Origin of the sequence: Acinetobacter sp. 'aerobic (ED)' (assembly GCF_904886855.1) — a bacterium.
In the GTDB taxonomy this organism is placed as follows: domain Bacteria; phylum Pseudomonadota; class Gammaproteobacteria; order Pseudomonadales; family Moraxellaceae; genus Acinetobacter; species Acinetobacter courvalinii.
The window spans coordinates 345014-371355 of the sequence record NZ_CAJHGI010000004.1; the positions used below are offsets into that span (position 1 = coordinate 345014).

General features: G+C 43.5%; 25 protein-coding genes. 10 read left to right on the top strand and 15 right to left on the bottom strand.

The window, feature by feature from the left end; all coding sequences use genetic code 11:
- Positions 1-228 precede the first annotated feature (228 nt).
- Together rlmH and JO943_RS10435 are read left to right on the top strand one after the other, a co-directional pair.
- Positions 229-708 (top strand): 23S rRNA (pseudouridine(1915)-N(3))-methyltransferase RlmH, encoded by a 480-nt coding sequence (gene rlmH, locus JO943_RS10430; RefSeq protein ID WP_005231713.1) that lies wholly within the window; start codon positions 229-231, stop codon positions 706-708.
- Between the two features lie 100 nt (positions 709-808).
- On the top strand, positions 809-1582 hold the full coding sequence (locus JO943_RS10435) for a DODA-type extradiol aromatic ring-opening family dioxygenase (protein ID WP_005231714.1): 774 nt from the start codon (positions 809-811) through the stop codon (positions 1580-1582).
- Here JO943_RS10435 and JO943_RS18655 read toward each other — a convergent pair.
- A complete protein-coding gene (locus tag JO943_RS18655) occupies positions 1579-1680 on the bottom strand; it encodes a DUF3953 domain-containing protein (protein WP_153560050.1) in 102 nt (33 codons plus the stop codon). The two genes, JO943_RS10435 and JO943_RS18655, sit on opposite strands and share 4 nt — an antisense overlap.
- A 91-nt stretch (positions 1681-1771) precedes the next feature.
- Between JO943_RS18655 and JO943_RS10445 the strand changes: the two genes are divergently transcribed.
- On the top strand, positions 1772-2878 hold the full coding sequence (locus JO943_RS10445) for an META and DUF4377 domain-containing protein (protein ID WP_199974570.1): 1107 nt from the start codon (positions 1772-1774) through the stop codon (positions 2876-2878).
- Between the two features lie 81 nt (positions 2879-2959).
- Here the strand turns inward: JO943_RS10445 and gdhA are convergent, their stop codons facing one another.
- Positions 2960-4306 carry an NADP-specific glutamate dehydrogenase gene (gdhA, locus tag JO943_RS10450; RefSeq protein WP_005231717.1) on the bottom strand — a complete coding sequence of 449 codons (1347 nt, stop codon included), beginning with the start codon at positions 4304-4306 and terminating at the stop codon, positions 2960-2962.
- Between the two features lie 387 nt (positions 4307-4693).
- Here gdhA and JO943_RS10455 point away from each other — a divergent pair, with 387 nt between their 5' ends.
- Together JO943_RS10455 and nth are read left to right on the top strand one after the other, a co-directional pair.
- Entirely contained in the window at positions 4694-5491 is a 798-nt protein-coding gene (locus JO943_RS10455) for an RnfABCDGE type electron transport complex subunit B (protein ID WP_005231718.1), read from the top strand.
- Positions 5492-6178: an endonuclease III gene (nth, locus tag JO943_RS10460; RefSeq protein WP_005231719.1), complete on the top strand. Its 687-nt coding sequence runs from the start codon at positions 5492-5494 to the stop codon at positions 6176-6178.
- Here the strand turns inward: nth and JO943_RS10465 are convergent.
- The 4 genes from JO943_RS10465 to JO943_RS10480 all read right to left on the bottom strand — a co-directional run bounded on the left by JO943_RS10465 (position 6175) and on the right by JO943_RS10480 (position 9053).
- Positions 6175-6360, bottom strand: coding sequence for a hypothetical protein (locus JO943_RS10465; RefSeq protein ID WP_005231720.1), 186 nt, complete (start codon positions 6358-6360; stop codon positions 6175-6177). The genes nth and JO943_RS10465 overlap by 4 nt on opposite strands.
- Before the next feature lie 61 nt (positions 6361-6421).
- Positions 6422-7075 carry an adenylate kinase gene (gene adk / locus JO943_RS10470; RefSeq protein WP_005231721.1) on the bottom strand — a complete coding sequence of 218 codons (654 nt, stop codon included), beginning with the start codon at positions 7073-7075 and terminating at the stop codon, positions 6422-6424.
- 83 nt (positions 7076-7158) lie between these two features.
- Positions 7159-8472, bottom strand: coding sequence for a hypothetical protein (locus JO943_RS10475; RefSeq protein WP_005231722.1), 1314 nt, complete (start codon positions 8470-8472; stop codon positions 7159-7161).
- A 62-nt stretch (positions 8473-8534) separates the two neighbouring features.
- Positions 8535-9053 carry a hypothetical protein gene (locus JO943_RS10480; RefSeq protein ID WP_005231723.1) on the bottom strand — a complete coding sequence of 173 codons (519 nt, stop codon included), beginning with the start codon at positions 9051-9053 and terminating at the stop codon, positions 8535-8537.
- A 238-nt stretch (positions 9054-9291) separates the two neighbouring features.
- On the opposite strand from JO943_RS10480, the gene mrdA reads away from it, so the two are divergent.
- Positions 9292-11313, top strand: coding sequence for a penicillin-binding protein 2 (gene mrdA, locus JO943_RS10485; RefSeq protein ID WP_005231724.1), 2022 nt, complete (start codon positions 9292-9294; stop codon positions 11311-11313).
- A complete protein-coding gene (gene rsmD, locus JO943_RS10490) occupies positions 11313-11861 on the top strand; it encodes a 16S rRNA (guanine(966)-N(2))-methyltransferase RsmD (RefSeq protein WP_199974573.1) in 549 nt (182 codons plus the stop codon). Before mrdA ends, rsmD begins: the two co-directional genes overlap by 1 nt.
- Here rsmD and JO943_RS10495 read toward each other — a convergent pair.
- Positions 11858-12262: a hypothetical protein gene (locus tag JO943_RS10495; protein ID WP_202740810.1), complete on the bottom strand. Its 405-nt coding sequence runs from the start codon at positions 12260-12262 to the stop codon at positions 11858-11860. The two genes, rsmD and JO943_RS10495, sit on opposite strands and share 4 nt — an antisense overlap.
- A 260-nt stretch (positions 12263-12522) precedes the next feature.
- Between JO943_RS10495 and JO943_RS10500 the strand changes: the two genes are divergently transcribed.
- Positions 12523-12873 (top strand): hypothetical protein, encoded by a 351-nt coding sequence (locus tag JO943_RS10500; RefSeq protein ID WP_005231727.1) that lies wholly within the window; start codon positions 12523-12525, stop codon positions 12871-12873.
- A 38-nt stretch (positions 12874-12911) separates the two neighbouring features.
- Complete coding sequence (locus JO943_RS10505; RefSeq protein ID WP_202740736.1) at positions 12912-13550, top strand: DUF2238 domain-containing protein; 639 nt, start codon at positions 12912-12914, stop codon at positions 13548-13550.
- 25 nt (positions 13551-13575) lie between these two features.
- Here JO943_RS10505 and blp2 read toward each other — a convergent pair whose 3' ends face one another.
- From blp2 to JO943_RS10535, 6 genes are all read right to left on the bottom strand, one after another.
- Positions 13576-15753 (bottom strand): Ig-like repeat protein Blp2, encoded by a 2178-nt coding sequence (gene blp2, locus JO943_RS10510; protein WP_202740737.1) that lies wholly within the window; start codon positions 15751-15753, stop codon positions 13576-13578.
- 239 nt (positions 15754-15992) lie between these two features.
- Entirely contained in the window at positions 15993-16955 is a 963-nt protein-coding gene (sohB, locus tag JO943_RS10515; RefSeq protein WP_005231730.1) for a protease SohB, read from the bottom strand.
- Positions 16956-17102: 147 nt separating this feature from the next.
- A complete protein-coding gene (pstB, locus tag JO943_RS10520; RefSeq protein WP_005231731.1) occupies positions 17103-18017 on the bottom strand; it encodes a phosphate ABC transporter ATP-binding protein PstB in 915 nt (304 codons plus the stop codon).
- A gap of 14 nt (positions 18018-18031) precedes the next feature.
- Positions 18032-19429 (bottom strand): phosphate ABC transporter permease PstA, encoded by a 1398-nt coding sequence (gene pstA, locus JO943_RS10525; protein ID WP_005231732.1) that lies wholly within the window; start codon positions 19427-19429, stop codon positions 18032-18034.
- A complete protein-coding gene (gene pstC / locus JO943_RS10530) occupies positions 19426-20805 on the bottom strand; it encodes a phosphate ABC transporter permease subunit PstC (RefSeq protein WP_032882923.1) in 1380 nt (459 codons plus the stop codon). Before pstC ends, pstA begins: the two co-directional genes overlap by 4 nt.
- A gap of 99 nt (positions 20806-20904) precedes the next feature.
- Positions 20905-21936 carry a substrate-binding domain-containing protein gene (locus JO943_RS10535; protein ID WP_199974576.1) on the bottom strand — a complete coding sequence of 344 codons (1032 nt, stop codon included), beginning with the start codon at positions 21934-21936 and terminating at the stop codon, positions 20905-20907.
- Positions 21937-22280: 344 nt separating this feature from the next.
- On the opposite strand from JO943_RS10535, the gene JO943_RS10540 reads away from it, so the two are divergent.
- On the top strand, positions 22281-22730 hold the full coding sequence (locus JO943_RS10540) for an SRPBCC family protein (RefSeq protein WP_202740738.1): 450 nt from the start codon (positions 22281-22283) through the stop codon (positions 22728-22730).
- A gap of 283 nt (positions 22731-23013) precedes the next feature.
- Here JO943_RS10540 and JO943_RS10545 read toward each other — a convergent pair whose 3' ends face one another.
- A complete protein-coding gene (locus JO943_RS10545; RefSeq protein ID WP_005231736.1) occupies positions 23014-24396 on the bottom strand; it encodes an amino acid permease in 1383 nt (460 codons plus the stop codon).
- Positions 24397-24534: 138 nt separating this feature from the next.
- Positions 24535-26256 (bottom strand): alpha-keto acid decarboxylase family protein, encoded by a 1722-nt coding sequence (locus JO943_RS10550; RefSeq protein ID WP_202740739.1) that lies wholly within the window; start codon positions 26254-26256, stop codon positions 24535-24537.
- Positions 26257-26342: the final 86 nt, after the last annotated feature.

A 26342-nucleotide genomic window follows, 5' to 3' on the forward strand; every position in this document is an offset into this window, starting at 1 on the left:
AGTCGATAAAACAAAGATCAAGTTTGACTCAGTGAACTCATTTTAGTGCCATCTGAACTCCAGACGGATGGCTCTTTGATCGCAGCTCATACGCATTTTGAGCTGCGTTTTTTATGGGAAATATAAAACAGCTTTTTGTATTATTTATGACAAGATAAACCGCAGCTTTTGCCCTATGCGGGTCCGCAACATTTATAATGTGTGGAATTTGCCAAATAAGCCGTTCTTATGAAAATTCGCATTCTTACCATTGGTCAAAAAATGCCTGCTTGGGTTCTTACCGGATTTGAAGACTATTTCAAACGTATCCAGCCATTCGTGCAAACACAAGTGATTGAACTACCGATGGCAAAACGCGGAAAAAATGACTCCGAAGCAGATATTTTAAAATACTGTCAAATTGAAGGTGAAAGTATTTTAAATGCGCTCAAGCCAAATGAAACCTTGATTGCCTTAGAAGTCGGCGGGCGCGAACTCAGTACCGAGAAACTGGCAGATACCATGAAACACTGGATGCTGGAAGGCAATGATATTGCGCTTGCAATTGGTGGGCCGGATGGACATTCAGATGCGGTTCGTAAGGCAGCAGCCTGGCATTGGTCATTATCGAAATTGACCATGCCCCACCCGATGGTGCGTATCCTGCTAATTGAACAGTTATATAGAGCGATGAGTATTAACCATAATCATCCTTATCATCGGGCCTAAAGGCTGTTCTGATTTTAGAACAATATGTTGACGTTTAATGGCTGTCATTGTCATCACTTTTTTGTCACGATAATCATGTCATTTTAATCAGGTGCCCTATATGACTTTCCAGACCTTACCCGGACTCTTTATTTCTCATGGTTCGCCTATGCTTGCCCTTGACCCGGAACAGGTTGGCCCGGCCTTAAATCGCTTGAGTAGCAACCTGCCTAAACCTCAAGCGATTATTGTCATGTCGGCACATTGGGAAAGTCAGGCGCTGGAAGTCAGTACATCGACACGCCCTGAAACTTGGCATGACTTTCGTGGTTTTCCACCTGCACTTTATGAGATTCGCTACCCGGCACCTGGCGCACCGCAGTTGGCAGAAGAAATATTGAAGCTGTTTGCTGAAGCAGGTTTGGCTGCGCATGCCAACAGTACCCGTCCACGAGATCATGGAGTCTGGATGCCGTTACTGCATATGTATCCAGATGCAGATATTCCGGTGATTGAAATCTCATTACCGATACATATGAATGCCGACGAGATTTATAAAATTGGACAAGTACTTTCACCACTGCGTGAACAACAGATTTTACTGATCGGCTCAGGCAGTATCACCCATAATCTGGCTGAACTTTCCTGGCAAGCAGACGCCGATGTGCCAGTTTGGGCCAGCACTTTCCGCAATGCAGTGGTCAACAAACTGACTCATCAGGATTATGATGCTGTGCTGGACTGGCCATCCTTACCCTATGTACAGAGAAATCACCCCTCTCTAGAGCATTTTGCACCACTTTTCTTTGCTATGGGCACAGGAAATCGCTTTAATATTGTGCACAGCAGCTTCTCGATGGGCTCCCTCGGGATGGATATTTACCGATTCGACTAAATTGCATACTGAATCACATAAAAACAAAATAGGCTTGCATATAATATTAGCAAGCCTATAAATCCATTATATTTTTTAAAATTTACAAATAGAAACATTTAACAAACTTAATGCCTAAGTGGCACCCATGCTCTTTTTTTAAGAATACTTTAAGCTTAGGTCTGTTATTTATTTCCCGTTGTTTTGAATATGAAAATTAAATATTTAGTTCTTGCCTTACTTCCACTTTCTTTAATGGCGTGTCAAACGGTACAAAATGTGACTGATAACGTGATTTCACAAATTAATACAACTGCTGCAAAAAATTTGGCTGAATACAACTGGACTTACCAAGGTTCAAAAGCGTCTAAACCTTTAGTTTTAGCATTTGGTGCAGACCAGAAGCTTGCAATCCAAACCGGTTGTAACAATCAGGGCGGTACTTGGAAAGTTGAAGGCAATACCATTGTCACTTCTCCACTGGTATCAACCATGATGGCGTGTGCAGACGATTTAATGCAACAAGAACGTTTATCTGCTGATATTTTCAGCGAGAAAAAAGTACCTTTTGAAATTAGTACGGTGAATGGTCAGGCAATCTTGACTGTGACGGACAGCAAAGGTCAAAAACACGTATTCACAGGTGCTAAAGTGACAAATAACAATGTATTGACCAATTATACCTGGTCATATCAACCTGCTGATACTAAACGTCCAATCGTATTAAGCTTCTTAGGCAATGACCGTTTATCTGTAGATACAGGTTGTAACCGTCAAAATACCTCTTGGAAAATCGAAAACGGCGCGATTGTGACCGGTGCGTTGGCTTCAACAATGATGGCTTGTGAACCTGCATTGATGAAACAGGAACAGTTTGCGGGTGACCTTTTACAAAAACGTAAAATCGCTTATGAAGTGAATACAAGCAATCCAGAACAACCAACTTTGGTCATCGCGGATGCAAAAGGTCAAAAATATACATTCGTGGGTAAAATGACACCTGAAGCAAAATACCAGTCTGAAGGTAAAACTGTTTTCTTGGAAATTGCACCAGAAACTAAATCTTGCACAGGCGTTGCGCCACAAACCTGTATGCAAGTGCGTGAAGTTAAATATGACGACAAAGGTTTAAAAACTTACGCTGACAAAAACTGGTCGCTTTACTACGGTCAAATCGAAGGTTTTGAGCACAATCCACAACAACGTGTGATTGTACGTGTGAAGCGTTTTGACATTCAAAACCCAGCTGCTGATCAATCAAGCATTGCAGACGTACTCGATATGGTTGTTGAACAAGAGATTGTTAAAAAACCGTAATTCATAGCTGTAAATAAAAAAATCCGATGTCTTAACATCGGATTTTTTTATGGGAGGTCCCTCTTGATTAAAGGGAGATTTTTAATAAATACCCTGCGCTAAAATGGCATCAGCAACCTTTACAAAACCCGCAATATTGGCACCATCAACATAATTGATTGAGCCATCTTCCTGAGTACCATATTTGACACAGTTACGATGAATCTCTTTCATGATTGCATGTAAGCGCTCATCGACCTGTTCAAAAGACCAGCCCAAGCGGTTAGCATTTTGGGACATCTCAAGACCTGAGGTTGCAACGCCACCCGCATTCGAAGCTTTACCGGGTGCATACAAAATCTTCGCTTCAACAAACTTTTCAACCGCCTCAAGCGTTGATGGCATGTTGGCCCCTTCTGCAACACAAATCACGCCATTTGCCAGCAAAGTTGCAGCATCTTCCGCTTTTAACTCATTTTGTGTCGCACACGGTAAAGCAATATCCGCAGGAATATGCCAAGGTGTTTGACCTTCGAAATATTCGAAACCATGTTTTGAAGCAAACTCGGAAATACGGCCACGTTTTTCATTTTTCAGTTCCATCACTTCATCAAGTAATGCTTTGCTGAAACCATTCTTTAAATAGACTGTGCCGTTTGAATCTGACAAGGTCACTACCTTTGCGCCCAGGAACATGGCTTTTTCTGCTGCATATTGTGCAACATTACCAGAACCTGAGATCGAAACCGTTTTACCTGCAAAGCTTTCGCCACGGGTTTTCAGCATTTCTTCTGCAAAGTAAACCGTGCCATAACCTGTCGCTTCAGGACGGGCCAAGGAACCTCCAAATGAAATCCCTTTACCGGTAAAGACACAAGAAGTGTCATTGCTCAGCTTCTTCATCATGCCGGTCATGTAGCCAACTTCACGACCACCGACCCCAATATCCCCTGCCGGAATATCGGTATTCGAACCGAGATGGCGATAGAGCTCCAGCATTAATGCCTGACAAAAACGCATGATCTCGGCATCTGATTTACCTTTCGGATCAAAATCAGAACCGCCTTTACCGCCGCCCATGGGTAGCGTCGTTAAGGCATTTTTAAAGGTTTGTTCAAAGCCTAAAAACTTTAAGATTGAAAGATTCACTGAAGGGTGAAAACGCATTCCCCCTTTATAAGGCCCGATCGCTGAGTTGTATTGCACCCGGAAAGCACGGTTCACATGGGTTTGACCCTGGTCATCCATCCACGATACTCTGAACTGGATGGCGCGTTCAGGTTCAACCAGACGCTCGAGCAGACCATATTGAGCATACTTAGGATTTTTCTCAATGAACGGCCACAAACTGGTCATGACCTCTTCGACAGCTTGTAAAAATTCAGGTTGATTAGGATCTCTCGCTTTAACATAATCCAGAAAGTCATTTAAGCTGTTGTACTTCAACATTCACCCCCAAGTCCATGATTTATCTTGGTGCGAAAAATGCACCAAAATAGAATATCGCATATATTTAATACAGATTACTATTGCATCACAATATTATTTTTTAGGCCAAACTTTATATCATTAATAATCAAAAACTTATTTAAATAAATGTTCATTATTTTTATAATAAATGTACCTAAAATTGCTTAAAAAAATGCGGTGATATTTTTCCAGCTTTATCCTTCATATCGCGGTCCTATTTTTAGTTCGCACTAAAAAACATCAACAATCGCACTATTTTCAAGCAAAAAACAAACATGCGATCTGGATGATTTTCCAGCTTGGCGACCCCGCCTAAAGTCATTATTTGCTATACTAGACTCCCTGTTTTTTGCTTCATCCATGTCCATGTCATCAACCGTACAACATTCTCTTATCGTCCAAATAGATCAGCTCTTACCACAGACACAATGTGGTTTATGTGGTCATCGTGATGGATGTTTACCTTATGCAAAATCGATTGCAGAAGGCGAAGAGGCAAATAAGTGTGTACCGGGTGGCCAACCGGTTGCTGATGCATTGGCAGCGCTATTGCAACGTCCTTCTCTTCCGGCTGAACCCAGTGTCTGGGAAATTCAAGCGGATGGTCGTCCACAGCGTATGAAAGCGATCATTCGGGAAGATGAATGTATTGGCTGTACCAAGTGTATTAGTGCCTGCCCAGTGGATGCAATTATCGGCAGTGGTAAGCTGATGCATAGCATTTTGACCGATCTGTGTACAGGCTGTGAGTTATGTATTCCGCCTTGTCCAGTGGATTGCATTGATCTGGTGGCAGACAGCCAACCCTTGCCAAGCGCAGAACAACGCAGCGTTGAACAGGACGATTTAAGACATCGTTACTACGCACATATTCAACGTGAAGAGAAACGTCGTTTAAGCCGTAAAGGCCCGATTGTCCGTGCAGAAATTGATGTGGAATTCTTTGCCCAGTTTTCTCAGGCACTCAACAATGTGCCTGTGATTACCCTCGTGGATAAACCCAAAGAAACGCCAGCACTGGATGCTAAAACTACCATTGAACTTGCCAAAGTACGCACGCAGATCAAGAAACTGGAAAAACAGCTGAGTGTCCGTGCAGATGAGCAAAAACAAGCCCAGTTACTGGCTTTACAACAACGTTTAAATGAATTGCAGGACATCTAAATGCCCGTTAAAAATATGACCAAAAAGCAGATTCAGACTTTTTTCGAACGTTTACGTGAACAAAGACCGCATCCACAAACCGAGCTGAACTATTCTTCACCGTTTGAATTGCTGATTGCGGTTCTGCTGTCTGCTCAGGCAACCGATGTGAGTGTCAACAAGGCCACCGATAAACTCTACCCAGTTGCCAATACCGCTCAGGCGATTTTAAATCTGGGGGTGGATGGCTTAAAAGAATATATCAAGACCATCGGCCTGTATAATTCTAAAGCCGAGAATGTGATTAAAACCTGTCGTATTCTGGTAGAGCAGTATCAGGGCAAAATTCCAGAAACACGTAAAGAACTGGAAGCTTTACCAGGTGTAGGCCGTAAAACCGCCAATGTGGTACTAAATACTGCATTTGGTCAGCCGACTATGGCGGTCGATACCCATATTTTCCGTGTGGGAAATCGTACAGGTCTGGCAGTGGGTAAAAATGTGCTCGAGGTTGAAGATCGCTTGATTAAAGTGATTCCCAAAGAGTTTATTATCGATGCGCATCACTGGCTAATCTTGCACGGTCGTTATTGCTGTATCGCACGTAAACCGAAATGTGATGAATGTGTGGTTGCCGATGTCTGTAACTGGCCGGATCGCTTTGAATTTGGCGCAAACAAAGCCATTGCTGTCAAAAACCTCAGTTAATCCTGAGGTTTTTTATGCTGCTGTAATTTTGGATGTAGCTGACGTGCTTTACCGTTCAGTTTATTTTCCAAAGCCTGCTGTTTCTGCACATGACGCAACATTTTTTGGCTTTGATACAATAAAAACAACAGTAAAACCAAGCTAAAAATTACAACTAAAATCAGAACAACTTTTAGTAGCATGGTCTTTCTCCAAAATAAAAAGAGCCCTATACCAGAGCTCTTTTATTGTCTGCAATTCAGATTATTTATCTAAAATCGCAAATAATTCTTTTTGAACGTCTTCAATTGCACGTAAACCATCTAGCTTATCGTAAGTCGGTGCATTTTCACCAGACGCAGCACGACCTTGATAGAAGCCAACCAATTGCTCAGTTTCGCTGTGGTAAGAACCAAGACGCTTACGAATGGTTTCTTCCTGGTCATCCGGACGTTGTACCAGGTCTTCGCCGGTTTCGTCATCTTTACCTTCCACTTTTGGTGGATTGTAAACCGTGTGATAAACACGGCCAGAAGCTGGATGCTGACGACGTCCAGAAAGACGTTGCACGATCTCTTCATCCGGTACATCAATTTCGATCACATGATCAATGCTGATGCCCGCTGATTCTAATGCTTCAGCTTGTGGAATTGTGCGTGGGAAACCGTCAAAGATACAACCATTTTCACAATCAGGCTGAGCAATACGCTCTTTCACCAAACCAATGATCAATTCATCAGAAACTAAACCGCCTGACTCCATGACACTTTTTGCTTTTAAGCCAAGTTCAGTACCTTCACGAATTGCAGCACGGAGCATATCACCGGTTGAAATTTGTGGGATATTGTAGCGCTTACAGATCAACTGAGCTTGAGTACCTTTGCCTGCCCCAGGTGGTCCGAGTAAAATAATGCGCATAAAAGAACATCCTCATTTAAAAACAATAAATCTTAAATTGAGCAATATCATACAGAGTTATCGCTCAACCAACATCAAATTAATTATAAGAAAGCAACAAATAAGTGAATTAAACCAGCAAAGAAACCAGTCACTCCACCTAGTACAATCAAAATCCACTCATCTTCCTGGAAAGCAGGACGCAATAAATTCTGGAACTCTTTCGGTGTTAGTTCACGGATGCGGTCTCTAAACATTTGAAAGATCTTCTGCGCACGACTTGCATTCAGAGCTGGGTCACATACTGGTCCCATGGTAATTTCAATTGAGCGATCAATCAAGTCAGTCTTGAGTCTAGCATACTCTCTTGGCCCTAATGAAAGCTGCAAAGAGGTTCTGACTAATGGGGTTTCCATGATTTCATTGATATGGCGCTTGACAATACGACGGGTTTTGTCTTTCTTGCTGCCATACATCATCTCTGTCATGATCGATTTTAAGGTAATTAGATCTTCAGTCACTACACTGGCAAATACATCCGAAACCTCTTCCTGACGCTTCATAAATGCACCTTGGACATTGTAGGTTCCAATCTTCAAGACAGGTATAATCCACGGGAATTTACGGTCTTTGGTCAAACGGAAGATCTGTGGATAGCGGATATAGTGTGGTTCAATCGGATTGAAGACCATCCAGATGGCGATCCAGTTGGTTAAAAAGCCCCAGATGGCCGCCCAGAACGGGACGGTCCAGTGCCAAGGCACCACAAACCAGACGATCATCTGGAAAATACCAAAGAACATACCAATTAGCGCACTGATATGCCAAATAAAGTTGATCTCTTTCTGACCTACTTTCAGGAACATGCGCACCATTAAACGGCGGTCACCTTCCATCTGGCTCACCACCATTTCACGCATATCGACCAATGACTCGACGTTCATGGTCAGCTCAGTCACAAGTTCTCTAAGCGTATTGGGCAATTGTTTATGGGCTTGTGCATAGATACGGCGTTTAATCGAATAAGGCAGATTTTCCCAGAGCACCGCATTACGATCGATCATCACCTCATCAATCAGGTGTTCAAGCTCAAAACCGACCTGTTCACCAATAATCATGGCCATATCTTCAGGGTCCATGGCTTCCAGAAACTCGCGCAGTGATCCCAATTTAGATAAGGTATTATCGGTAATGATGCCTGAAATACGTCCAGCTTTACGCGGCACGATCCCTTGCCAACCGACAGGTAACGGGCCTAAATGGAATCCCCAGAAATTAATTGGGTAAAATACCATTTTCAGTGCCATCCACACGTGCGCCCAAGTTACAAAGGCGGTCACGGGAATGATACTTAACACTGCCAGATGGTCTGGTCGATTTAAGAAAATCTGCCACAATTCATTGACGTAATCAAACATGCATGACTCTCAGAATTATTGATACATGATGGCTTATAAAAGAATAAATCTGCATTCTCCTCTTATAAACCAAAACTTAAGGTGTAAGAAAACTGCAACACGGGTTGTGCTTTTTTCACCGTGTTGCCATCCCCATCTTCTAATTTTTCACGTACTCCTGCGCCGACGCTGAAGGTACTAATCCGTTCACTGTTCAGCCAGACATATGCAAGATCAGCACCAACACCCAGGTTGGCTTTTTGCTTACCGCCATAATTTTTACTGTCTAGATGGCCTGCATAGACCCCAACGTAATAACCATTTTTATCAGTACCAGTTAGATAGTACGGATAGCGAAAACCGACTTGTCCACCAATTTCGTTGTCATCATTTAAGAAAGCGCCTGCTTTCGCATAGGCGATCCCGTAAGGATTGACCCATTCCAAATTGCCATGTAATAATTTTTTAGTAAAACCTGCCCCGACATTCCATGTTGAAACGTTTGCATCTTTCAATTTAGGCTCAGGCATAAATGGATTATCATCCGCATGACTTAAGCCCGTAAGTGTTAAAACCGATAATAAAAGGCAAATTTTTCTCATTATTTTCTCCATTTTCCCTATGTCTGTATTGGAAAATCCTATTTCGAATAGTTTGTGACTTTAACAGAATTATTTTGCTTCTAATATACAAGACCCTATAATTTTAATGTCTGCAAAGTCAAAAACTGTCGCGTCAACATTTGCATGAATTGTTGAAAATTCTACAGTATGATCATGCAACTTACGTTAAAATATTGCGTCTTTGTATCTCTCACCTCTGTAATTAAGTCGACACCCTATGAAACAGCACTTTCCTTTAAAAAACATGCAACAAGAAAAGCGCATTTATAAGGGTCGAATCTTCTTTGCCATTTTTCTGGTCGGTTTTTTTCTCCTGTTACTGATCTGTCGTTATGCATATTTACAGATTGTTCATTACGATGACTTTACAACGGCCTCAGATAAGAACCGAATTCGCTTACAACCTCTGGCACCTGCCCGTGGTTATATCTATGACCGCAACGGGGTGTTGCTCGCAGATAACTATCCGGTCTTCACCGCAACCTTAAGCCGGGCCGATGTCAGCGATATCGATGACACCATTACCCGTCTGATCCCGATTTTAAATCTCAGTCAGGAAGATGTAGAGCGTTTTAAAAGTCGGGTCAAAACTGCACGTAAAACCGAACGTCTGGCAATCAAATTAAACCTGACTGAAGCCGATATCGCGAAATTCAGCGAAGTAAAATATGCTTTTCCCGGGGTGAAAATTGAAACGCAGATGACCCGCTACTATCCGCATGGCGAATTGTTTGCCCATGTGATTGGATATGTCGGACGGATTAATGATAAAGAGCTCAAATCGATTGATAAGGATTTATACGCAGGCACTAACCTGATTGGTAAAATCGGGGTGGAAAGAAGTTATGAAGACTTGTTACACGGCACACCAGGCTATGAATCTGTGGAAGCGGATGCCCACGGTAATGTACTGCGTAATTTAGGCCGCCAGAACCCAGCCCGTGGTAATGATCTTTATTTATCCATTGACTACGGTCTACAAACCGTTGCTGCACAGCAATTAGCAGACCGTCGTGGTGCCATTGTGGCCATGGATCCACGTACAGGTGAAATTCTGGCACTGGTCTCTAGTCCAAGCTTTAATCCAAACCTGTTTGTTACAGGGATTAGTTCAAAAGACTATAGCGGACTGCGTGACAACCTTGACCAGCCCCTGTATAACCGTGCAGTTCAAGGCGCTTATCCGCCCGGCTCAACCATTAAACCGATGTTTGGTTTAGGCGGTATTCATTACGGTCTGGTGGATTGGGGCACCGCTATTTCAGATCCGGGTTATTTCTCCCTGCCGGGCGATAGTCACCGCTTCCGTGACCATAAGAAAAGCGGACATGGTTCAGTCAACATGCATAAGGCTCAAATCGTTTCCTGCGATACCTATTTCTATGTCCTGTCCTATCGCATGGGTATTGAGAAAATGAATGACTGGATGCGTCAGTTTGGCTTTGGTGAAAAAACTGGTGTGGATTTACCAAGCGAGAGCTCAGGCCTCTACCCAAGTCCAGAATGGAAAATGCGTACCCGCAAATCCAAATGGCTCAAAGGTGAAACCATTTCGGTCAGTATCGGGCAAGGTGCATTTACCGCAACGCCATTACAACTGGCCATGGCCACTGCGATTACCGCCAATAAAGGCTCGCATGTTACGCCGCATGTACTCAGAGAAACCAAAGGTGCCAAAAAGTTTGCGGTACACAATGCGCCTGATGGCAAAATCCAGTTTAACGGCACAGAACAAGACTGGACCAATATGCATGATGCAATGGTTGATGTGATTCAATCCGGTACAGGTCGCGGCATCAAAGGTGGTTTGCAATATTCAATTGCAGGTAAAACCGGTACGGCACAGGTGAAGAGTATTGCACAAGGTAAACGCTATAACGAAGCGGCCCTGTCCTCTCGCCAATGGGACCATGGTCTGTTTGTTGGCTTTGCACCCGCTGATCATCCAGAAATTGCCATTGCCGTAGTTTGGGAAAATGGTCGACATGGTGGTTCAGCTGCACAGATTGCCCGTCCAATCTTCGATTACTGGCTGGTGACGCGTAAGAAGAATCCACTGCGTCCAGCCAATCATCAGGTCAGTGGCGGTTTAATGACGGCTGGCATCAAGCCAGGTGAGTTATCGATGGCAAATGCGGCAGCAGCACAAAATGCAGCGCCAGCTTCAAGCCCGGTCGCAACGCCACCTGCGACCACACCGCCAGCCGCTCAACCCGCAGATGATGGAGTCACTGAATAATGAAGAATCAATTACGAATTATCGGTGGTGAATGGAAACGCCGTACTTTACCCTTTGCAAGTATTGAAGGCTTACGCCCAACCCCGGATCGTGTCCGTGAAACCTTATTTAACTGGTTAATGTGGGATATTCAAAATGCACAAGTGCTTGACTTGTGCAGCGGTTCTGGCGCATTGGGCTTTGAAGCCCTTTCACGTGGTGCTGCTCAAGTCACCATGATTGAACCGAATCCGACCCAGGCACGCTTTTTAAAAGACAATATTCAGCTGTTAAAAGCTGAAAATTGTCAGTTACTGGTCACAACGGCCCAGCAAGCTTTAAGCAAATTAAAAAATAGCTTTGATGTGGTCTTTCTTGATCCACCTTATAGCCTTGATTTATGGCAAGAGCTGGCTGAGCTGGCTGATCCAATGCTTAACCCGAATGCTTATATCTATGTAGAAGCCGATCGTGACCTGTCCCAACTGAAGCTTCCGCTGAGTTGGCAAAAAATCAAAGAAACCAAAGCGGGTATGGTTAGAGCTGGTCTCTACCAAAAAGCAGTTTAGAAAATACTCAGCCAGAAAAACCGGATCATTTGGCCACGGTCAAAAGGAAAACTGGACAGATATTCATAACCAATGCGATGACGAAAATTCAGCTGATAAGCGACGCCATACCCGACTGAAATCGAGAAATCGTCTAATGACAGACTGCTGGTATCACCCGTTAGCATCTTATGGTTAAACTGATTGGTCTGGTAAGCGGTATGGTTATAGACACGCCACCGTTCATTCTGAAAAAACAGGTTATGCAAAACTGAATAATCTGTTTTCATTTGTGGATAGGCGGCGTCAAACATTTCTTCGCGGTCATCATGGAACGGCTCAAAGAAATCATAATCTTCTGCCTGCGCCCCAGCAGTGCAACAAAGCAGCAGAAACAGTAAAAAAATATGCTTAATACGCATCGTCATCTATATTACTTATCCCCCGAACTAGGATAACGCTAAAAGTTATTTCTTATCAATCAATTAAAATTTATTCGACTGATCTTTGTGCATGCTTCGATGGGCTATTTCAATCCTGCAGTTTTTGCTAGAGTGAAATCATGCAAAAGATGTATAAGTTTTTTTAATTTTTATTCTGTCAGACATAAATATTTAATTTATAAAACTAAACTTCTATACAATAATAGCGTCTTTAAAATTTCACTGTATCTCGATCTATCATGAAACTTTTGTGCTTACTCCTTGCCACGCTTAGCTTAACCGGTTGTATCTTTGGAAAATCAAGCGAGGTCAAGCGTGCAGAGAAAGTCTTACAAAATTTTCAATGTCATAATATTGAATCCAGTGAGCTGGCGACCTCTTCTATTTCAACTTTTTATCAGCAATCCTTGGCTGCCAACAAGGAAAAGGCCGCTTCTTATATTGAACAATATAAAAATGGTGAAGATCTCTTTGACATTCCCCTAGATGAAGTTGTACAACAAAAATATCAATTATATATACAAGCGTGTCAGGCACTTGGCGGTATATCTACAACAAAAGAACCGATTGCTGTAACTTCTACAGAGTAAGGGGAATACGCTTTTCCTGATCGCGTTTAGGACGTGACATGATCGAAAAACAATTTACTTTAAAACATTATCTGGCACTGGCGCTGATCGTAGTCGCCGTTGCCATTGCAAGTATTGATCCACTGGAGTTTGAGGCATATCTGTTACATCAGGCTGGCACTGTCTTTATGTTGATTGCCCTGCTGGTGGCATTTAAAAGAATCGGACTGAGTTATTTCAGTTTCTGTTTATATTTAGCCTTTCTGTTGATCCATATTATTGGTGCGCACTACCTCTACTCCTATGTCCCTTATAACCAATGGATTCTCTATTATTTCAATTTTGATTTAGATCAAAGCATGGGCTGGTCACGCAATATGTATGATCGGCTGGTTCATTTTTCTTATGGACTGCTGCTCTATCCTTTTGTCTATCGCTGCTTTCAGGTCTGGCTACCCACTGCAAAGCCATTTTCGTTATTTCTGCTTGTAATTCAGTTCATCATGGCCTCCAGTGTATTTTATGAACTGCTGGAATGGGGACTTTCTATCGGGTTATCGCCGGAAGATGCAGAAAACTATAATGGTCAGCAAGGTGATATGTGGGATGCGCATAAAGATATGTTTCTGGCAACAATGGGAGCGATCCTGACCGGTATTATTCAACTGGTCAAACAAAAGACGCTTATTAAAAAATAAGCGTCTTATTATATCAGTATATAGATTAGATAATTGAATGCTGTAATACATCCAACTGGTCAAAAGGCCCTGCCTTGATGGTTTGGGCAAAATCAAAATTTTCCACATGCTGATGGTCTGGGCTTGCAGTAGCCGTCGATGGGGCTTGAGTGGCAATAATTTGATTCAATACCTCATCGACCTGATGGTTTGACGTTTCCGTAGTAGACAACAATTCACTAAGATTTAACTTCTCTGCTGCAGATGAGGGTGAGACCGCGGCCTGTTTGCTTTGAAAAGCCTCCAGATTGATGGCATCAACCAGAGAGGCTTTCGTTACGGCAGAGTCGGAAGCTTCACTTTGTAGTGATGCTGTCGTGGTCAGCGCAACCACATTGAAACTAAATCCATCACTCATTTCACTGATATTACCCGCAGCATCGGTCTGGGTTAAGGTGATCTTATGTGCACCGAGTCCTAATTCTTGGCTAAAGTTAAAACTCCATTTGCCATTATCTCCTACGGTTACCGTACCCACCGGCTGACCATTATCATAAATCGTCAGCACCGCTTTGGCCTCTCCAATCCCCGCTAAAGTCGGCTTGCTATCATCGGTATTTGCACCTGCAGCAATGGCCCCTTTGACCGGTCCCACATCATCAGTCACCGTTTGCAAGATCGGTTTATTCGGGGCAATGGTATCTTTTGCGCCCAGTACATCAGTGGCATCCGAACGATTACCAGCCGCATCAATCACATATACTTTACCCATATTTTTATCGGTTAACGCAGGAGAGACAGTGATGCTAAATTTCCCATCGGCTCCAACCGTGCCTGTCCCGATCGTTTTGCCATCCGGGCCTTTAATTTCAATTTTACTATTCGCTTCGGCAGTACCGGTAACCGTATCACCTGCAGCATTGATCTGGGCAGCAGCTTTGTCTGGTGCGATAGTATCTTTACCTGCAGTGATTTCCAGTGGTTTTGAAACATTACCTGCCGCATCTTCCAGCACGATAGAGGCCTTTTTATCCGCACCTAAAGCCGGTGACAAGCCAATCTCAAACTTGCCTTGCGCATCAGTAGTGCCACTTCCAATCACATTACCCTCGGCATCTTTGACCACAACTTTGCTATTGGCTTCTGCCCGCCCTACGATTGAAGTCCCTTCTTTATTCACTTCTACGGTCGGTTGATCGGGTGCAACCGTATCCTTGCCGGCAAATACCTTTGAAGGTTCTGACTTGTTGCCTTCCTTATCTTCCGCCACAACAGTTCCCCCCTTCTCGCTGGTTAAAGGAGGTGAAACCTTGATCGAATACAGTCCCTGTTTGTTGGCGATTACGGTCCCGAGCAGGTTATTATTGGCATCATAAATCGAGACTTTGGCATTGGCCTCGGTCTTACCGGTGACAATGGTGCCATCGGCATTAAGCTGGGCAGTCGGTTGATCAGGTGCAATAGTATCTTTATTTCCCGTTACAACAGCCATCTTTGAAGCATTTCCCGCGCTATCAATTGCAGTGACTCCAACCCTGCCGCCATTCACCAAAGGCTGCTCCAGTTTGACCGTATAATTACCTTGTGCATCGGCTTGTCCCGTGGCAAGCACTTTCCCGCTGGCATCCTTGACTTCAATTCTGGCGTTTGCTTCGGCTTTACCAGTAATCGTTTGGGTATCGGTGCCTAAAGTTGCAGTCGGCGTCTCAGGTGGAGTCAGATCAATCGGTTTGTTATTGTTACTGTCCTTTTTATCGTCATCATCTTTGACAGCCAGCAAATAAACGCCTTCTGCCGCCAAGGCCACCAATCCCGCTTTGAGCAACTGTGATTTGGTAATCCCCAAGTCTTCTGTAGCATCTGACATCATCATGCTCTGTGAAGGTGGCTGCGTATAAGCAAACTGAGTCAATTGCGTGGTCGGTACATAACGCACGAACTGGCCTGAATCATCAAACTGGGCGATGCTATAGCTACCATCTTGTTCAGGAAAAGCCAAAGTATGTTCCGTGACATTTGCATCAGTATAAAAATCACTAATAATGATTTTTTCACCGTTTTTAAGTGTAATGACAAGATCATTACCTTGTTTCATAATAGATTTGATATCGTCCTGATTTACACCAATCTGGACAATCGAAGGCTGATCGAGCATGACCGCTTTTATTTGTCCATCTTGTAAAATATTCGAATTTTTCTTCGAAGAAACGACAACTCTTGTCATTTTTATGCTCACTTATCAATTATATTTTTATCTATTTGTCGGTTAATGAATAATTAAGTAATTCACCCACATTTAAAATATCAAAACATTCCTACAACAACAATCTCTACAGCAGCATTTATGCGGTTTAATTTAAATTGACCATGCGTTCAAAAACTAGACTATAAAAAATGATCCATATTTTGATGCCATATAAAAAAACCAGCCTGATCTGGCTGGTTTCTTGAAGTAGACTCGGATTAGAATTTTGGATCGCGCATTTGTACAAGAGTACTATTGGCCTTCGCAAGACTATCTGTAATTTTACCCATTACCGCCGGTATAAGACTCTCAGCCATTTGTGCCGCTTGTAGACCCAGCTTTTCACCAAATGTTGGGCGTTTACGCGTGTTAATCACATAGATATCATGCTTTGGCAGCAGGCTCAGTAAATATTCATCTGAGGTCTGCAAGGTATCCACCAGATTTAACTCGCGGGCATCTTCACCATACCAGTGCTCACCTGTTGCAACTTTGGCAACATCCAGTTGAGGACGATATTTCTCAACAAAGTGCTTAAATAAGGCATGAGTTTGCTGGAGTTCTTCTTCGAACTTCGCCTTGCCTTCCGGAGTGTTTTCCCCAAACATGGTAACGGTACGTTTGTATTCACCTGCGGTATACAATTCAAAATCGACATTATGTTGTTTTAACAGGCGGTTAAAGTTAGGAACCTGAGCAACAACACCAATTGAACCTACCACCGCGAATGGTGCCGAGATGATTTCATTGGCAATACACGCCATCATATAACCGCCACTTGCCGCCACTTTATCTACACAGATCGTGACATGAAAGCCAGCATCGCGTAAACGCACCAGTTGCGCTGCTGCCAGCCCATAACCATGCACCATGCCACCCGGGCTTTCCAGACGCACCACGACACGATCATGTCCAGCTTTTGCTGTTGCCAAGATTAAAGTGATTTCTTCGCGGATGGTATCCACAGCAGAAGCCTGTACATCGCCTTTAAAATCGAGCACGTAAATTTTTTGATCATTCTTGCGACGCACTTTTGCTTCTTTGGCAAGTTGCTGAACCAGTTGCAGTAATTCCAGACGAGACGCTGTTGTTTGTGCAATTTTTTTTCTTTGTTCATTCACACGCGCATTGAGATGACTAATACGAATTTCAGCGGGAAATTTGGGTAAATGGAATAACATACAGTAAGTGCTCTATAAGTTCGGCTTTATCCATCTAAGATGTGGCCTGCTGAATAAAAATTCAATAGTGAATTTGCAAAATAGATTCATTTTCATTTATATAATAAAAAAAAGAGCCCGTAGGCTCTTTGATTGATCTGGCTTTGCTTAACCAAAACGACCGGTAATATAGGCTTCAGTCAACTGATGGTCAGGTTGAGTAAATACTTTCTCGGTTGAGTTGACTTCAATCAGGTCACCCAAATGAAAATAGGCCGTACGATCCGATACCCGCGCCGCCTGTTGCATCGAGTGGGTGACGATTGCAATTGTATATTGTTCTGACAATTCCGAAATCAGCTCTTCAATCTTTGCCGTTGCAATTGGATCAAGTGCTGAACAGGGTTCATCCATCAAAATCACTTCCGGACTCACCGCAATGGTACGGGCAATACATAAACGTTGCTGCTGACCACCCGATAAACCTGTACCCGGCTGACTTAAACGATCTTTGACTTCATCCCATAAACCTGCTTTACGCAAGCTGTTTTCTACGATTTCTTCCAGATCATATTTGTCACGTGCCAAGCCATGCAATTTCGGGCCATACGCCACATTGTCAAAAATGGATTTTGGAAATGGGTTCGGCTTCTGGAACACCATCCCGACTTGTGCACGAAGTAAAACGACATCAAGATTTGGATCATAGATATCCTGATTATCAAGCGTTACCTTACCGGTTACCCGACAGCTATCAATGGTGTCATTCATACGGTTTAGGGTACGCAGGAAAGTCGATTTACCACATCCTGACGGACCAATGAATGCAATCACTTCATTTTGGTAAACATCCAGGTCAATCCCCTTGATGGCCTCAGATTCACCATAATAAACATGAACATCTTTGGTACTGATTTTTACGTCACTTGCTTTTGGCTTTTTATTTGAAGCAGCCGTTTCAAACTGAGAAACAAATGCAGTGTTCGATTGCTGAACTTGCCCTTCCGCTGAAGTAAATTCTGTTTGCTGTGGATTCACTGATTTATCCTTTTCTACGGCGTTCATAATATCAATCGTATTCATTGTACTCTCCTCAATTACCAACGCACTTCAAATTTCTTACGGAGCCAGATTGCAAGGCTGTTTAAACTAATCATTAACGCAAGCAACACGATAATTGCTGCCGCGGTACGTCCTTCAAAGAAGTTACGTAATTCATTACCTTGCCATAAATAAACCTGAACAGGCAATGCAGTGGCTTGATCAAGAGGTGTAGTCGGTACACTGGCAACGAAAGCACTCATCCCGATCAACAGCAATGGCGCGGTTTCACCCAGTGCATGTGCCACACCAATGATTGAACCGGTCATGATGCCTGGCAAAGCCAATGGCAAGACATGATGGAAAACGGTTTGCACTTTGGATGCGCCCAAACCTAAAGCCGCCTGACGAATCGAAGGTGGAACCGCTTTTAATGATGCACGCGTGGTAATAATCACGGTCGGCAAGGTCATCAGACTCAGCACCAGACCACCGACAAGTGGCGCAGATAATGGCAGTTGCATCCAGCCGATAAAGATTGCAGCGCCCAGTAAACCGAATACGATCGAAGGAACCGCTGCCAGGTTATTGATGTTGACTTCAATAATGTCCGTCATCATGTTCTTGGGTGCAAATTCCTCAAGATAGATCGCACTTGCCACACCAATTGGAATCGAGATGATGATTACAATCAGCATCATGAACAATGAACCCATGAAGGCACCCGCCAAGCCACTGGTCGCTGGCGAACTACGTGAGTCTGGGCTAACAAACAGGTTAGTATTAAAGGTACTGTCAATAATACCTTCTGCTTTTAGCTTATCTGCAAGCTGACGTACTTCAGGTTCAAGCTGTTGCTGGTCATCCGGTAATGAGCGATCAATATTGCCCGCTAACCATACATCAATATTGGCATCTGCCAGGAATTTGATCTCTTGCTTGCTACCAATCAACGCCGGGTTGTTCATGACCATATCGCGTAAGCGGTAAGCTTCAGAACTGGTATACAAGCTGCTCAAATAATCACGCTGGCTTTCAAGTGCCTTATCTTTAGACACGATGCCATTCACGATCAGCGCATCCCAATCCACCATGCCCATTTCAGTTTGCCAAGCGACCATACGCTCTTCAAAATGTGCCGGTGTTTCCCCTGCGGTTGCTTTGGGCTTGGCGCCAACATTGATAATGGCTGGGTCAAAATAAACCGGAACGGTCAGGCTGCTTTGCCAGAAAGAAGGCAAACCTTTGGCCAGAATACTGCCAAACAGCAAGGCAACAAAAGCCAGACCGATCACCACCGCAGAGAAACCTGCGAAACGGAATGTCTTTTCTTTACGATGGCGCTTTGCCAAAGAGCTTTGAATTCTTCTTTTGCGCTGTTCACGTTGTTCAGCAGCCACTTGCGGATCAAATACGTTCTGATCCAGAGGAGATGAGGTATTTGATGAACTCATTCGTATTGCTCACGATATTTACGCACGATGTACAGTGCAATAATGTTTAGACCCAAAGTGATCACAAACAAAGTTAAACCAAGGGCAAAGGCCACCAATGCTTGCGGGCTGGCGAAATCGGTATCACCGGTTAATTGCTTCACAATCGTCACGGTGACGGTTGAAACAGCTTCTAATGGGTTGGCATGCAGTAATGGGCTATTCCCTGCTGCAAGCACCACAATCATGGTTTCACCCACCGCACGCGATACTGCCAACAAGAATGCACCGGTAATTCCCGGTAAGGCAGCAGGTAATACAACCTGACGAATGGTTTCCGACTTGGTCGCCCCTAAGCCTAAAGAACCATCACGTAATGAACGTGGCACCTGAGTAATGATGTCATCAGATAATGATGAAACGAATGGGATAATCATGATGCCCATTACGAAGCCAGCCGTTAACGCACTGGTTGCATTGATATCAACGCCGATACTCTCACCGACCAGCTTGAAAAATGGACCAATGATCATCAGGGCAAATACACCATAAACAATGGTCGGAATACCCGCTAATACTTCAATAGTTGGCTTTGCCCAAGAACGTAATCGTGGAGAAGCATATTCAGCCAGATAAATCGCAATCAGCAAACCAATTGGCACCGCAACCAACAAGGCGATACCACTGACCATCAGGGTTCCCCAGATTAACGGCAAGATCCCGTAGCTCCCCTCTGCATTTCCTGAGGTGCTAAACCCCGGGTTCCATTCAGTACCAAAAAAGAAATCCACTGGACTGACAAACTGGAAGAAGTGTAATGCCTCTCTCAACATTGATAAGACGATACCAATCGTGGTTAAAATCGCAACGCCAGAACACAGAATCAACCCCACATTGATGGCTTTTTCGACCTGGTTACGGGCGCGGAATTGCTGGCTGACATGACGTTTGGCCCAGACGAGACCGGCTAAACCGGCACAGATCACCACTGCAAGTTTTGCGAAAGAACCAATGGTCTGGAATTTTGCCAGTTGTTGTGCTGCAGCGACTTCATATGCTGCTGGCTGGTCTGTGACTCCGAAACCCGATGCAATTGCCTGTACGCGACTGCTTAGGACATCACGTCCTGCGGCATCCAGATTGGCACTGACAGAGGCTGGGATATTATTGAAAATGATATGTTGTAAAACGCTGGGTTCAACCAAGTTCCAAATAATCAAAATTAAAAAAGCAGGAATACCACACCACAAAGCAACCAACGCGCCATAATATCCAGGACGTGAATGTAGTGCTGCTGAGTTATTTCCCTTACCTGCTAGGTTACGGCTTTTACTTAGCCCGATTTGATATGCAATTGCCACAAGGGCCAATAACACACCGATAAGTAGCAGATTCATGTAATCTCCACTGTTTTCTCAATTTTCATGATTTGAAAAAACTTCGCTAGACAAAAAGGCTGATGATCCTAAGTCTCACCAGCCTCCCTTTTCACAATATTACTTAACTGATTTACCCGCTTTAAAATCAGCCAGGATTTTTGCGCGCTCTTTATCGCTTAAAGGAATCAAGCCCGCTTTTTCTAACTTAGAACCTTTACCAGAAATTTTCTTGTTTAGGAAGAATTCTGTGTACTGTGGTAAGCCTTTGATTGATTTTAAGTGCTCGCCTTTCACGTAGAAGAACAATGGACGAGAAACCAGATAGCTACCATCCAGAACGGTCTTCTCTGATGGTGTCACGCCATTTACTGTCGCCACACGTAATTTATCGCGGTTTGAATCATAGAAACCTAGACCAAATACACCCACGGCATTTGGAGACGTTTTCAGGCGCGCTAAAGTTTCAGTATAGTCACCCGCAATTTCAATCACGCGGCCATCTTTACGGAAAGTTGAACATGCTTTCTTTTGATCATCTTTGCTTAAAGCTTTGTAGTAATCAAATGCTTCACAACCTGCATCTACCATTTTTTCCTGGAACACTTCACGGGTACCGTGGTTAGACGCTGGAATCACCAAAGTAATCGGTTCATTTGGTAATGATTTATCGATTTGGTTCCAGGTTGTATATGGGTTCGGAACCAGTTTACCATTTGAAGGTAATTGCGCAGATAAAGCCATGAACACATGCACTGGTTTTAATTTATATGCCGCTTTTTTAACGTTTGATGCAAATACGATGCCGTCATAACCCACTTTGATTTCTTGGACTTGGTTTACGCCAGATTTTTTACATGCATCTAATTCTGAATCTTTGATTTGACGAGAAGCATTTGCGATGTCGATGGTGTTATCACCAACACCTTGACAGAATTGTTTCAAACCACCACCCGTACCGCCTGAGCCAACAACAGGTGCTTTAAATTGAGGGAAGGTGTTGCCAAACTCTTCAGCAACAATACTTGCAAACGGTAATACAGTAGATGAACCAGCAATTTGAATCGTATCACGAGCTGCATTTGCAGTCGTTGCTACAGTTGCCCCAGATACAGCTAATGCAATTGCGATGTGACGTGGATTTAAGCGCATTCTGTTTTCTCTCATTTATGCAATTTGATTTACAACTCTTTTCAAGTTAAGTGTTGTACTTTGGTTAACTGCATTTTGAGCAGATAATATGACAATTAAGTGACAACTTTATGACGCTTTTGTGATGGTCATATTCCACCTTAATTTTTTTGAAAATGATCGCTGATAAAATCTCAGCCTAGCTTTCAGATTTGTCATAAATCATAAAGAATAAAAACATAACCAATTAATTTAATTAAATTTTATAGATAACTAAAAAATTTTAATTAACAAAAAACCTGTTGGGCGAAAACGCCAGTTTATATATGTTTTATGACAATTCCGTCTAAAAAAGGTCAGCTGCAATGTCAAATCCTGTCACAATTACAACACAAATGATGATTGGTCAGCCGGTCTCCAACGTGTTTGAAGCCTTTATTGATCCGGAAATCACCTCAAAATTCTGGTTTAGCGCTTCCACGGGAAAACTCGAACAAGGTCATACCGTGATCTGGACCTGGGAAAAATACCAAGTGTCAACAAAAGTCACAGTGACAAACATCATTGCAAATGAACTGATCCAGATTCAATGGGGTGAACCCAGCACGACCGTGGACTTTAAATTTGAAGCACTCAATGAATCACAGACCTATCTCACTATCCACAACTACAATATTCCTTTAGAAGGCGAAGAACTGATTGCTTTTATTATTGATAGTACCGGTGGCTTCACCACTGTATTAGATGGTTTAAAAGCCTATTTGGAACATGGTCTACAACTTCATCTGGTACAGGATAAGTTTCCGCCTTTTTGATAGTGTTACTAGCGCTGACAATAGCACGCCACTATTTTCCATCAGCCGTTTTAAAGCCTATCTCTAGCTATTGGAGATAGAACATGACTCATCTATGGCCGATCACCGCCTTCACATTCTGCTGATTAATCGCACCGCTCATCACATAAGCGTCTGATTCAGGAAAATCGCGTTTTTGGGAAAAATCTGACTTTTGAATTGATGACCTGATGATCTATCCGACTGCAAACAAAAAGGAGTTCAAATATGAACTCCTTTTCTCGACGCTTAAATCAACTCAGTTTTAAATATTTGGCTGAGCTTGCGTCGACAACACTTCTTTCTTCTTATACTTAAGCACATAGACCAATGCCAGGAGCGCTAGCCAGATTGGCACCAGCATCACGGCAAGCCGCATATCCGGGGTGAGGCTCATGATCAGTAAAATCGCAAAGATGAAACCAATGGTCAGGTAATTACTCCATGGCGTTAAGATACTTTTGAACTTGGTGATGTGCTGTTGCTGTTGCATGGCTTTTCTAAATTTAAGATGGGTCCAGGAAATCATTAACCAGTTCACTACCAACGCTGCCACCACCAGCATCATAAGAAACTGGAAAGCTTTGCCTGGCATCAGGTAATTCACGACCACACAAAGTGCCGTCACAGAAGCAGACACAATCGCTGCCGCCATTGGAATACCACGGCGATTGACCTTTTGCAGGATTTTAGGCGCATTACCCTGCATTGCCAGACCATGCAGCATACGGCTATTACAATAAATACAGCTGTTATAGACTGAAATTGCTGCAATCAGTACCACAAAATTCAGCACATTGGCGACCCCATGACTATCTAAGGACTGGAAGATCAGTACAAAGGGACTACCTCCTTCCGCCAGTTGATTCCATGGAAATAAACACAGCAATACCCCAATCGCACCGATATAAAAAATCAGGATCCGGTAGACGATCTGGTTTATCGCCTTAGGAATGGTTTTATCTGGATTTTTGGTCTCGGCCGCAGTAATCCCGATCAGCTCAAGACCACCGAAAGCAAACATGATCACGGCCATCGACATGATGAAGCCATGCATGCCATTCGGGAAAAATCCGCCGTATTGCCACAAATTGGCCACACTTGCTTGTGGGCCTGCGCTGCCAGAGACCAGTAAATAGAATCCAAAACCGATCATGCTCAGGATGGCAATAATCTTGATACAGGAAAATAAAAACTCGGACTCGCCAAAGAAACGGACATTCACCAGGTTGATGCCGTTAATCAGGATAAAAAAGAATAAGGCTGTGATCCATGTGGGCAGTTCAGGCCACCAGAACTGTATAAAGGTACCGATTGCACTCAGTTCCGCCATACTCACCAGCACATACAGCACCCAGTAATTCCAGCCCGACATAAAGCCCGCCATCGGGCCCCAGTATTTGTTGGCAAAATAACTAAAGGAACCACTGACCGGTTCCTCGACCACCATCTCACCGAGATGACGCATAATTAAAAAGGCAATCACGCCAGCCAGTGCGTAACCCAGCAGAACCGAAGGTCCTGCCAGTTTAATGGTTTGGGAGATACCCAGAAACAGGCCTGTGCCGACCGCACCGCCTAATGCAATCAGCTGTATATGCCGATTGGATAAACCTTGTTTTAAATCATGTTTATTGTCTACATCCATCACTTATCTCCAATGTGTGTGTCACATCCTGTACACCTTTATGCAGCGTTAAACTCGAAGCCAAAAATCCGGCTTCGAATCTGCTTCGCTTTCTTATCAATTTATAAATTTGAAGATTGTTCCTGCCTGATCGCTGATCTAGAAAGAAATCACTTTTTGACAGGGCGTGGTCTGAGCACGCTGCTTGAGAATTTCATAGCCGCGATCACCATAGTCAAAGCGCGCAATCACCGAAGCAAATTTTTTCAGGCTCAGCGGTGCATCCATTGCAGGAAGTTTTAATTCGATAAAAGTCAGACCATCAAATTGCTCGATACTGTCCAAGGTCTGTTTAAGTTGACCTGCTGTTTCAACTACACAGCTCTTATATTGATGCTTGCCATTAAATACCCCAGGAATCTGGGTATAATGCCAGTTTTGAATATCATTATAAGCGGCATTTTCTCCCATGATCAAACGTTCAATGGTATAGCCGCCATTATTCAACAGGAAGATAATCGGCTTGAGATCATGACGGATAATGGTGGAAAGTTCCTGTACCGTTAACTGGAATGAACCATCTCCAATAAACAGGATTTGACGACGTTCCGGGGCCGCCAGCAAACTACCGAGTAAGGCTGGCAAGGTATAACCGATCGAACCCCATAGTGGCTGGGCAATATATTTGGCCGTTGCCGGGAGCTTTAAACCTGCCAGTGCAGAATTGGAAGTCCCCACCTCGCCGATAATGACATCATCCTCTTTAAGAAAATTAGCCACTGCATTCCAGAGAATATCCTGACTCAGCTTTTGCTGTTCAGGGACATCAATTGCTAGTGAGGGTTGTTTTTCCAGCATCGGCTTGGAGAGTTTCCGTGGTGCAACTTTTTTATTCAGTTCAACCAGAAGCTGTCCAATCTCAATTCCCGGATAATCCTGACCAAAAATCGTCAAGGCATAGGGTTTGATTTCAATATAATGTTCAGTGGCGATCTGATGGGTAAACACGCCCGTACCGACATCGGAAAAACGGACGCCGATTCCAATCAGGCAGTCGGATTGTTCAATGGTATTGCGGACATGCGGCTGACTCGCGCCTCCCACATAGGTTCCCACATAACGGGGTGAACCTTCATCCATAATATTTTTTGCCGTGAGCATGCTGGCAAAAGGAATCGAACATTTTTGCGATAAATCATTCAGCAATGAAGTCACCCCAAATACGGATGCTTCGTTATCAATTAACAAGGCTGGATGTTGAGCGGCACCGATCACTTCACATAGTTTCGCCACAGCACTGTGTAGCAGCTCTGGCTCAACCGCTGGATAGGATAAATCCAATGGACGGTCTGTCACTTCAATTTTGACATGGGTAATGTCTGAAGGGAGCTGGATATGCACTGGACGACGATCAATAAAACACTGACGTAACACACGGTCAATTTCAAATGCAGCATTGGCAGGTGTCAAACGGGTTTGTGCCACGGTGAACTCTTTCATACAGTTCATGATATTGTCATAATTGCCATCCACCAGCGTGTGATGCACCAAGGTGCCCTTCTGAACCACATGCAACGGTGGAATTCCCGAGATATGTACCACAGGTACATTTTCGGCATAAGCACCGGCAATGCCATTAATCGCGCTTAAATCACCTACACCATATGTCGTCGTCAAGGCCGCAAAACCGTTGATCCGTGCATAGCCGTCTGCGGCATAGGCCGCATTTAATTCATTACAATTGCCAATAAATTCGAGTTGTGAGTCTGCTTCTACTTGTTCGAGATAAGACAGGTTAAAATCACCGGGTACACCAAAGAGATGCAGGATACCCATTTGTTTTAGACGAAGATTTAAAAAGTCACCGATTTCTATGAACATTGCGCTACATCCTTTCAAGTCAATTTTTTATTCCATAGAAAAATAATATTTCATCTGTGTTTTAGATTTCGTGCATAATGGAAACG

Bases quoted from the DNA above. Each gene is read 5' to 3' on its own strand.
- adk (WP_005231721.1), bottom strand. From the start codon at position 7,075: ATGCGCATTATTTTACTCGGACCACCTGGGGCAGGCAAAGGTACTCAA.
- nth (WP_005231719.1), top strand. From the start codon at position 5,492: ATGCCCGTTAAAAATATGACCAAAAAGCAGATTCAGACTTTTTTCGAA.
- JO943_RS10435 (WP_005231714.1), top strand. From the start codon at position 809: ATGACTTTCCAGACCTTACCCGGACTCTTTATTTCTCATGGTTCGCCT.
- mrdA (WP_005231724.1), top strand. From the start codon at position 9,292: ATGAAACAGCACTTTCCTTTAAAAAACATGCAACAAGAAAAGCGCATT.
- JO943_RS10540 (WP_202740738.1), top strand. From the start codon at position 22,281: ATGTCAAATCCTGTCACAATTACAACACAAATGATGATTGGTCAGCCG.
- gdhA (WP_005231717.1), bottom strand. From the start codon at position 4,306: ATGTTGAAGTACAACAGCTTAAATGACTTTCTGGATTATGTTAAAGCG.
- JO943_RS10495 (WP_202740810.1), bottom strand. From the start codon at position 12,262: ATGCGTATTAAGCATATTTTTTTACTGTTTCTGCTGCTTTGTTGCACT.
- pstB (WP_005231731.1), bottom strand. From the start codon at position 18,017: ATGAATACGATTGATATTATGAACGCCGTAGAAAAGGATAAATCAGTG.
- rlmH (WP_005231713.1), top strand. From the start codon at position 229: ATGAAAATTCGCATTCTTACCATTGGTCAAAAAATGCCTGCTTGGGTT.
- JO943_RS10475 (WP_005231722.1), bottom strand. From the start codon at position 8,472: ATGTTTGATTACGTCAATGAATTGTGGCAGATTTTCTTAAATCGACCA.
- pstC (WP_032882923.1), bottom strand. From the start codon at position 20,805: ATGAATCTGCTACTTATCGGTGTGTTATTGGCCCTTGTGGCAATTGCA.
- JO943_RS10505 (WP_202740736.1), top strand. From the start codon at position 12,912: ATGATCGAAAAACAATTTACTTTAAAACATTATCTGGCACTGGCGCTG.
- sohB (WP_005231730.1), bottom strand. From the start codon at position 16,955: ATGTTATTCCATTTACCCAAATTTCCCGCTGAAATTCGTATTAGTCAT.
- JO943_RS10465 (WP_005231720.1), bottom strand. From the start codon at position 6,360: ATGCTACTAAAAGTTGTTCTGATTTTAGTTGTAATTTTTAGCTTGGTT.
- JO943_RS10545 (WP_005231736.1), bottom strand. From the start codon at position 24,396: ATGGATGTAGACAATAAACATGATTTAAAACAAGGTTTATCCAATCGG.
- JO943_RS10455 (WP_005231718.1), top strand. From the start codon at position 4,694: ATGTCATCAACCGTACAACATTCTCTTATCGTCCAAATAGATCAGCTC.
- rsmD (WP_199974573.1), top strand. From the start codon at position 11,313: ATGAAGAATCAATTACGAATTATCGGTGGTGAATGGAAACGCCGTACT.
- JO943_RS10500 (WP_005231727.1), top strand. From the start codon at position 12,523: ATGAAACTTTTGTGCTTACTCCTTGCCACGCTTAGCTTAACCGGTTGT.
- blp2 (WP_202740737.1), bottom strand. From the start codon at position 15,753: ATGACAAGAGTTGTCGTTTCTTCGAAGAAAAATTCGAATATTTTACAA.
- JO943_RS10445 (WP_199974570.1), top strand. From the start codon at position 1,772: ATGAAAATTAAATATTTAGTTCTTGCCTTACTTCCACTTTCTTTAATG.
- pstA (WP_005231732.1), bottom strand. From the start codon at position 19,429: ATGAGTTCATCAAATACCTCATCTCCTCTGGATCAGAACGTATTTGAT.
- JO943_RS10550 (WP_202740739.1), bottom strand. From the start codon at position 26,256: ATGTTCATAGAAATCGGTGACTTTTTAAATCTTCGTCTAAAACAAATG.
- JO943_RS18655 (WP_153560050.1), bottom strand. From the start codon at position 1,680: ATGTTTCTATTTGTAAATTTTAAAAAATATAATGGATTTATAGGCTTG.
- JO943_RS10480 (WP_005231723.1), bottom strand. From the start codon at position 9,053: ATGAGAAAAATTTGCCTTTTATTATCGGTTTTAACACTTACGGGCTTA.
- JO943_RS10535 (WP_199974576.1), bottom strand. From the start codon at position 21,936: ATGCGCTTAAATCCACGTCACATCGCAATTGCATTAGCTGTATCTGGG.